At 64.6% G+C, this 630-nt stretch carries 2 protein-coding genes; both read right to left on the reverse strand.

Annotated elements, in window-relative coordinates; genetic code table 11:
- Positions 1-75 (reverse strand): PPE domain-containing protein (locus tag A5781_RS26005; RefSeq protein WP_156624280.1); only part of this gene is annotated, 75 nt, incomplete at its 3' end.
- Positions 76-86: 11 nt separating this feature from the next.
- Positions 87-386, reverse strand: a complete 300-nt coding sequence (locus A5781_RS00895; protein ID WP_067199718.1) for a PE family protein — start codon at positions 384-386, stop codon at positions 87-89.
- Positions 387-630: the final 244 nt, after the last annotated feature.

Raw genomic sequence — 630 nt, forward strand, 5'->3', positions numbered from 1 at the left:
CAACGACCCCGACCCTGGACCGGCGTAAATCCGCGCCGAATTAACCTCCGGCGGAAGCGCCCCAAAATCAAACACCATTGACTCCTTTAACCCGTCGCGGCCGCGTTGGCCGCCTCAGTCACCGCGTACGATCCCGAGCTCATGCCCAGGGTGTTGACGAACATCTCGTGAATCGCCGTGGCTTGGGCGCTCACGGCCTGGTACGTCTGCGCGTGCGCAGAGAACTGCGCCGCGGTCAGTGCTGACACCTCGTCAGCAGCGGCCGGCACCACCCCCGTCGTTGGGGCCACCGCCGCCGCGTTCTGCGCGTTCAGCGTCGAACCGATGCTCTGCAGATTGCCCGCCGCCGCGGCCAAGGCCTCGGGCTGCGTCGTGACGAACGACATTTGGATTCCCTCCCTATTCTCTAGGCTCGCTGGCCTTCGAGGAACGGTTTGCCGGTGGGCTTACCGCAGGCATGGCTTACTGGTGAGATTAATGGGGTCACGCGGTGCCTCGCCTCCCTAGTGCCGACTGTTCATTCGCGTACAACTTCCGTTCACCTGGCCTTTCCCTATCCGGCTGATGGTGGGCGGGTGAGGACGCTGTAGCGGAAGCCGTATTTGTGGGAGTAGCCCGCGGCGGCGCCGG

It is taken from the genome of Mycobacterium sp. 852002-30065_SCH5024008, assembly GCF_001665645.1.
GTDB lineage: Bacteria > Actinomycetota > Actinomycetes > Mycobacteriales > Mycobacteriaceae > Mycobacterium > Mycobacterium paraffinicum.

Excerpts from the sequence above, each read along its gene's own strand:
- A5781_RS00895 (WP_067199718.1), bottom strand. The coding sequence starts at position 386 with ATGTCGTTCGTCACGACGCAGCCCGAGGCCTTGGCCGCGGCGGCGGGC.